This is a genomic window from Vibrio sp. RW, assembly GCF_027587105.1.
GTDB classification, from domain to species: Bacteria; Pseudomonadota; Gammaproteobacteria; order Enterobacterales; family Vibrionaceae; genus Vibrio; species Vibrio toranzoniae.
Genome location: NZ_JAPPTM010000014.1, coordinates 106,544 through 112,868, shown reverse-complemented (window position 1 = coordinate 112,868; position 6,325 = coordinate 106,544). Strand labels below are relative to the sequence as shown.

The window sequence follows — 6,325 nt, the reverse complement described above, 5'->3', positions numbered from 1 at the left end:
TCAATATTATCGCTAATAGGTTCTAGCTTGCTACAATCAGTGGCTTCTAAGAATGCGCCTGAGAGCCTTTCATAAAGGCAAATAATATCTTTGCTTCTATCCACAAGAATATAGTCTAAGCCCTCATAAACGCCTGAAAAAGCAGAGCTACCATCTTCTGTAAAATAAACTGAACGTTCTCTATTATTACCAGCATAACCAGAGTTGATATATGTCTTAGGTAGTGCTGTAGCAAGAGAAACAGAAACTTCTTGTTTTATATCCATTGCTTCCAAAGTTTTAACTAATCCTTGCTTTAACATATCCTCACCAACAGATATTGTTGTTATTTCTCCCGTAGGAGGAAAACTAAATTTTTCGCTTGGTGGTTGAGTGTAAGTAAGCGTACCAGCACAACCACTTAGAGTTGATGCAATAAGAACCGTATATAGTTTGATGTTCAATGTTGATTGCTCTTTACGTCATGTGTTGCATTTAATTATACACCCATGTTCTATGTTAATGCACTACGGGAAGGTAATATATAAAGCGTAAGTGACATTATTTATATGATTCCACCAATCAATCTATGCTCGGCACTTTGTTCGTATAAGTTATCAATCGCAAAGCACCATTTTCTCGTATCAAACCAATCACTCGGACTTTCCCAACAGTCCAAATCAAACCGCAACACTATTAGTAAGACCATTCAGTAAGAACAGCATCGAGTTATCGTTGTTGCGTTCGTTGCTGTGTGGGACTTGCTGATGGTCTTACTAATGGAGATAGCCATGACTAATCAAAAAACCAACCAAGTTCAAACAATCAAAACACTAACCAGCATTGAACAGGGTGCTGTATCAAAGCTAACGTTCGAAAGCGTACCTGCACTACTTAAGGCATATCCAACAGAGACAATCAAAGATCTGCTTTCTAAGCATGAGCCGATACAAGTGGTAGAGATGATTACTAACCAGAACAAAACAAATCATCTCATTGCAGGTGCGCTTCGAGATGAAGCTAGCTTTGAGCTACTAGGTAAACTGGCTCAAGGTGTAGAGCATCACGTAATGCATATCAAAGATTACGGAGTATCAGCAAATGCTATCGAGGACACTCGAACGGCTAAAGCCCCACGCATTGAAGACTATGACAACTTCCTACGATTCCTAATTGATGTACGTAATTTTGTAAAAGTAGAGACACCAGATAGTGACCTCAATTGTCAGTACACTTTCAGTGCCATGCTTCGAGAGAAGTATCCGCTTGAGGTGGCGCTGCTGACCGCTACCAATGAGGGAAAGGAAGTTAACCCTGTTTACTATACCGACCTAGTAAATCAACCTAGATTCTCTGGTGTTCTTGCAAAGACACGATGCACAGAACTTTCTAACACTATTCCTCAAAAGGTAGAAGCACTTAGAGAGCGATACGGTATTAATAAGCAGCAATTCAATCTATACAAATCTATGCATGGTACTGGCGCTGGTGATTTTGTTCTCCGTGACTTTCAGCCATACATCAATGATCTAATTCGAATCTTAGCTATTACATGTATTCAGTCTGACTCTGTACTCACTGACCTAGCAGGTATTACGCACAAGAACGAGCTTGCGGCTGTCATGTCACTAGCTTCTGCTCTAAAGGTTCACCAAGGCTATCACGCTCTAGATTACGCTGTAGTTTCATTGAACTGCTCAAAGGTTCTGTACCAGAAAGCGGAGTTAGAACGCCAAGCCCTAGCTGTACAGATTGCAGAGAAACAACGCCTAGAAGATGAAGCACGTAAGGAGGCTGAACAGGCAGAGCTAGAAGCTAGCTTTGCTGACGAGCTTAAGCGAGAGCAGCGTTTGATTGTACTCACTGCAAAGGTGCAGAAAGGTGATATTTCTATCGCTGAGTTCCACGAATACAAACAACTTAAATCAGCATAAGGAGGTAGCATGTTAGATTTATCAAAAGGTGTACTTGGTCACACTGTTAAAGGGCAAGGCGATCAGCCATTAGCTAAGGGTGAAGTTCGCCCCACTACTATCGACCCTGATGCAGTCTTTGGATCTGCCCCTAGTTATGGTGGTTGGCTTAAACGAGCAAGGGAGCGCATGGAACAATCGCAGAAAGTCCCTAATCAAGACTTTGAAATCTAAGGAGGTGAGCATGAGTATTACTGGTGATGTATCGGTGTACGAAGCGCAGCGATGCCCTAATGCAATTGATGTTCAGCTACCTTGGGTATCTTGGGCTGACCTATGCGGCAGTGTCGAGAATGGTGTAGTTAAGCCAAGTGCTCACCCTATCAATGATAAGGCGAAGTCTGGTAAATGCTACGGTGCAATGGTTAAGGCTATTGATTATGAAGGCTGGTCAAGCACTGACAAGCAGCACTTGTTCCGAGTCTTTAAAGCTCAAGCCACAGGACAGAACTTTGAGGACACTTGGCTTTATGCTGGTACGCTTCCTTCATTGACTGAGGATCAGGCTAAACACGTTTGGACAGAGCAACTAGGCAAAGAGCTAGATGCAGAAACTTAAGGCATAAAGTTGTGCCGTAACATTATCAATATTGATTGCCCTTGAAGCTAGTTGTTCAAGGGCTTTCTTGTTTAAGGAGGTTTACAAATGAGCAATAGAAATATGCTTGTACATGGGGTAGGTATTAATGATTTGAAAGGTGCATCGAACACAACAGCTTATCGTATCTGGCGAAATATGCTTAAGCGTTGCTACTGCCCTAAGTATCATGTAACTCGACCAACTTATAAAGGCTGCACTGTTTGCTGTGATTGGCTCGTATTCAGTAGTTTTAAACGGTGGTTTGATAAGCACTATGTACTGAATTTTGAGTTAGATAAAGATCTGCTAGTTGCTGGCAATAAACAATACGCACCAGAGAATTGTAGGTTTGTTCCTGCTCGTATTAATTCTTTGTTAGGAGATAGTAAAGCCATTAGAGGAAGTTTACCCACAGGTGTTGCACTTCATGGAAAGAGCTATCGAGCTTATTGTACCATTGATGGTATGCAGCACTACTTCGGCACACATGACACTGTACTTGATGCTCTTCGAGCTTACAGCAAAGCCAAGCTTTCAAATGTGAAACGAGTTTGTAACGAGGAGTATATTAACGGTAATATTCAACTTGATTTGCATGACTCTATCATTGAGCAATGCCGTGATTTGTTGGTGGCGAATTTACGAGAGGTAGATGCGTCATATCAACAGCCAGTAGTTCATTAGTCTTGCCAAATGGGCACAGTCTTGTTAGGTTACACGCTCACGACTGTGCTTTGTTAAGCATATTAGCAAGCCCCAGAATCGAACTAGCCGTCCCTTCTAAGGATGTGGTCGAAGGTTCGAATCCTTCAGGGCGTGCCATTATTTAAAGAAACCCGATAGCTCTCAGAGTTGTCGGGTTTTTTGCATTTCACCTAGCATAAAAACATCCGCGTTAAAGTGCCATCCTGTTTCTTTCCTTATTCATTTCATTTGGCTCATATTATCGAAAGTTAAAATTGTTCGTTTTTTGGGGTTTACATCATTTGGTAATAGAGCCACTATGAAATCATGAAAAATAGACAAGTAAAGTAATTAGGCAGTGGGTTTATAAAATCACACCTTCTGATTAATTGCTGATTTAGAGGAAGTAATGGCAGGAAACAGTATCGGACAACATTTCCGCGTGACCACGTTCGGAGAAAGTCACGGTATCGCACTAGGATGTATCGTAGATGGGTGCCCACCAGGATTGGAAATTACTGAAGTAGACCTTCAAAGAGATTTGGATCGTCGTCGCCCCGGTACTTCTCGCTATACAACGGCGCGCCGTGAAGCGGATGAAGTAAAGATTTTATCCGGTGTATTTGACGGCCAAACTACGGGAACTTCTATTGGTCTATTGATTGAAAATACAGACCAACGCTCTAAAGACTATTCCGAAATTAAAGACAAGTTCCGTCCTGGCCACGCCGACTATACGTACCACCAAAAGTACGGTGTGCGTGATTACCGAGGTGGAGGTCGTTCTTCTGCTCGTGAAACCGCAATGCGTGTTGCCGCAGGTGCTATTGCGAAGAAATATCTTAAACAAGCATTTGGTGTTGAAATCCAAGCTTACCTTTCTCAAATGGGTGATATCTCAATTGATAAAGTGGATTGGAACGAGATTGAAAACAACGCTTTCTTTTGTCCAGATGCCGACAAAGTACCGGAATTTGATCAACTGATTCGTGACTTGCTAAAAGAAGGCAACTCGATCGGTGCGAAGATTCAAGTGGTTGCGACTAAAGTGCCGGTGGGTCTTGGTGAGCCAATCTTTGATCGTCTAGATGCCGATATTGCACACGCTCTAATGAGCATCAACGCTGTGAAAGGTGTTGAGATTGGTGATGGCTTCGATGTGGTTAATCAACGCGGTAGTGAACACCGTGATCCATTAACGCCTGAAGGGTTCAGCAGCAACCATGCTGGCGGTATCTTAGGTGGTATCTCTACTGGGCAAGATATTGTGGCAAGCATCGCGCTTAAGCCGACATCAAGCATTACGGTTCCTGGTGACACAATCACTAAAGAGGGTGAAGCAACGCAGCTAATCACCAAAGGTCGTCACGATCCATGTGTTGGTATCCGTGCAGTACCTATTGCAGAAGCAATGTTGGCTATCGTGCTGCTTGACCATTTGCTACGCCATCGCGGTCAGAACTTTGGTGTGACAACAGAGACACCACAAATCTAGTTCTGCTTCTTTTCATTCAGACCAGAAAACGGATGTGCTAGAGACAAAAAAGGGTTGCTTCGTAATGAAGCAACCCTTTTTCACATTCGTAGGATTATTCATCCAGTTAGAGACCATCAATGAGCGTTATCAATACAAGGCTCTAAGCGATTAATGCACTGAACTTTCAGAATCAAGTTGGAACGACGGTAAGCGCCATTTGAATCTCACTGCAGCCATACGCAGCAAGTAACCAACCACAAGTGTGACGATGGTCGCGGTTACGTCGTTGATACCAAACTCAAGTAAACCTAGGTACAAACCTGAAGCGATAAGCGCGATAGAGGCATATAACTCCTCGTGCAGAACCAATGGCGTTTGGCGACAGATAAGGTCGCGTAATAAGCCACCAAATACACCGGTAACCAAGGCTGATACCATGCAAATCATTGGGTGCAGACCCATTGTCATCGCTACCTTAGTACCAATGATGCTGAATACAATTAGGCCTAGTGCATCCAAACGAATGAACAAGCCTTTTAGCTTGATGACCCACTTCGCCAGGCCTGTCGTGACGACGCCAGCGACACAAGTGATAGCCAAAAATTCTGGATTTTCAACCCAACCTAAAGGGTAATGGCCGAGTAGTATGTCTCGCACTGTACCGCCGCCAATTGCCGTTGCACTCGCAACTAGCATTACACCAAACCAATCCATTTTTTGTTTGCCAGCACTGAGAGCGCCGGTCATGGCTTCTGCCGTGATGCCAATGATATACAAAACACTTAGTAGCATTGCTGTAGCTCTATAATTTAGGTCTATAAATTCGAGTCTTATAGGCCTTAGGGATATAAAAATGAAGCGCGAGTGTAGTAGTAAAAATGCTTGTTGACGAATGAATATTTGTACCGTGAATGAGCGTTTCAGATTAGTTCCAGTAATCTGTTGAACCAGCTTGAGGTTACCTACCTTGAAGATAAACAGGCGTGCAATCACGGGGCTTGCTTGAACGGGGAAGGTTACGCTTGATATGGGGTTTACCAAGACGCGAAAACAGAGCAAAATACGGGGGTTTATTTTATTCTAAGCCAGTTTTATGACGCACCAAAACTCAGACCTTATCGATATTTTTAATCAGACCTTTTTTGAAAGCTTTAATACCAAATTAGAGCTAGGTGATGATGAGCCGATCTATTTGCCTGCTGATGACACTATTCCACACCATCGAATTGTCTTTGCACGTGGTTTTTATGCTTCTGCTTTGCACGAAATTGCACACTGGTGTGTTGCTGGCTCTGAACGTCGGTTGCTGGAAGATTTTGGCTATTGGTATGAACCTGATGGTCGAACGGAATCGGTTCAAGCTGAGTTTGAAAAAGTAGAAATTCGCCCACAAGCGTATGAATGGATCATTGCGATGAGCGCAGACTTTCCTTTTAATGTCAGCTGTGACAATCTACACGGCGATTTTGAGCCAGATCGTTTGGCCTTTATGAATAAAGTACACAGCGAAGTCATGGGGATCTTCGAAGTTGGCCTTCCGCCTCGCGTAAAAATGCTCTCTGAAGCATTACGCAGCTTCTACGATGTAGAACCTTTATGTGCTAGCCAATTTATTGTGAAATAAGAGAATAT

8 protein-coding genes and 1 tRNA gene are annotated in these 6,325 nt (G+C 43.0%); 7 read left to right on the top strand and 2 right to left on the bottom strand.

Features of this window, described 5'->3' with window-relative positions; translation table 11 throughout:
* A partial coding sequence (locus OCT63_RS13925) for a hypothetical protein (protein ID WP_269983903.1) occupies positions 1-443 on the bottom strand: 443 nt, incomplete at its 3' end.
* Positions 444-770: 327 nt separating this feature from the next.
* On the opposite strand from OCT63_RS13925, the gene OCT63_RS13920 reads away from it, so the two are divergent.
* The 6 genes from OCT63_RS13920 to aroC all read left to right on the top strand — a co-directional run bounded on the left by OCT63_RS13920 (position 771) and on the right by aroC (position 4,711).
* Positions 771-1,913 carry a hypothetical protein gene (locus OCT63_RS13920; RefSeq protein ID WP_269983902.1) on the top strand — a complete coding sequence of 381 codons (1,143 nt, stop codon included), beginning with the start codon at positions 771-773 and terminating at the stop codon, positions 1,911-1,913.
* A gap of 9 nt (positions 1,914-1,922) precedes the next feature.
* Positions 1,923-2,126, top strand: coding sequence for a hypothetical protein (locus OCT63_RS13915; RefSeq protein WP_269983901.1), 204 nt, complete (start codon positions 1,923-1,925; stop codon positions 2,124-2,126).
* Positions 2,127-2,136: 10 nt separating this feature from the next.
* Positions 2,137-2,511, top strand: a complete 375-nt coding sequence (locus OCT63_RS13910; protein WP_269983900.1) for a hypothetical protein — start codon at positions 2,137-2,139, stop codon at positions 2,509-2,511.
* A gap of 87 nt (positions 2,512-2,598) precedes the next feature.
* Positions 2,599-3,216, top strand: a complete 618-nt coding sequence (locus OCT63_RS13905; protein ID WP_269983899.1) for a hypothetical protein — start codon at positions 2,599-2,601, stop codon at positions 3,214-3,216.
* Positions 3,217-3,255: 39 nt separating this feature from the next.
* Positions 3,256-3,354: transfer RNA gene (locus OCT63_RS13900), tRNA-Arg, on the top strand.
* 271 nt (positions 3,355-3,625) lie between these two features.
* Complete coding sequence (gene aroC / locus OCT63_RS13895; protein ID WP_269983898.1) at positions 3,626-4,711, top strand: chorismate synthase; 1,086 nt, start codon at positions 3,626-3,628, stop codon at positions 4,709-4,711.
* Between the two features lie 150 nt (positions 4,712-4,861).
* Here the strand turns inward: aroC and OCT63_RS13890 are convergent, their stop codons facing one another.
* On the bottom strand, positions 4,862-5,485 hold the full coding sequence (locus OCT63_RS13890) for a trimeric intracellular cation channel family protein (protein ID WP_017056438.1): 624 nt from the start codon (positions 5,483-5,485) through the stop codon (positions 4,862-4,864).
* 301 nt (positions 5,486-5,786) lie between these two features.
* Between OCT63_RS13890 and OCT63_RS13885 the strand changes: the two genes are divergently transcribed.
* Positions 5,787-6,317, top strand: a complete 531-nt coding sequence (locus tag OCT63_RS13885; protein WP_269983897.1) for an elongation factor P hydroxylase — start codon at positions 5,787-5,789, stop codon at positions 6,315-6,317.
* Positions 6,318-6,325: the final 8 nt, after the last annotated feature.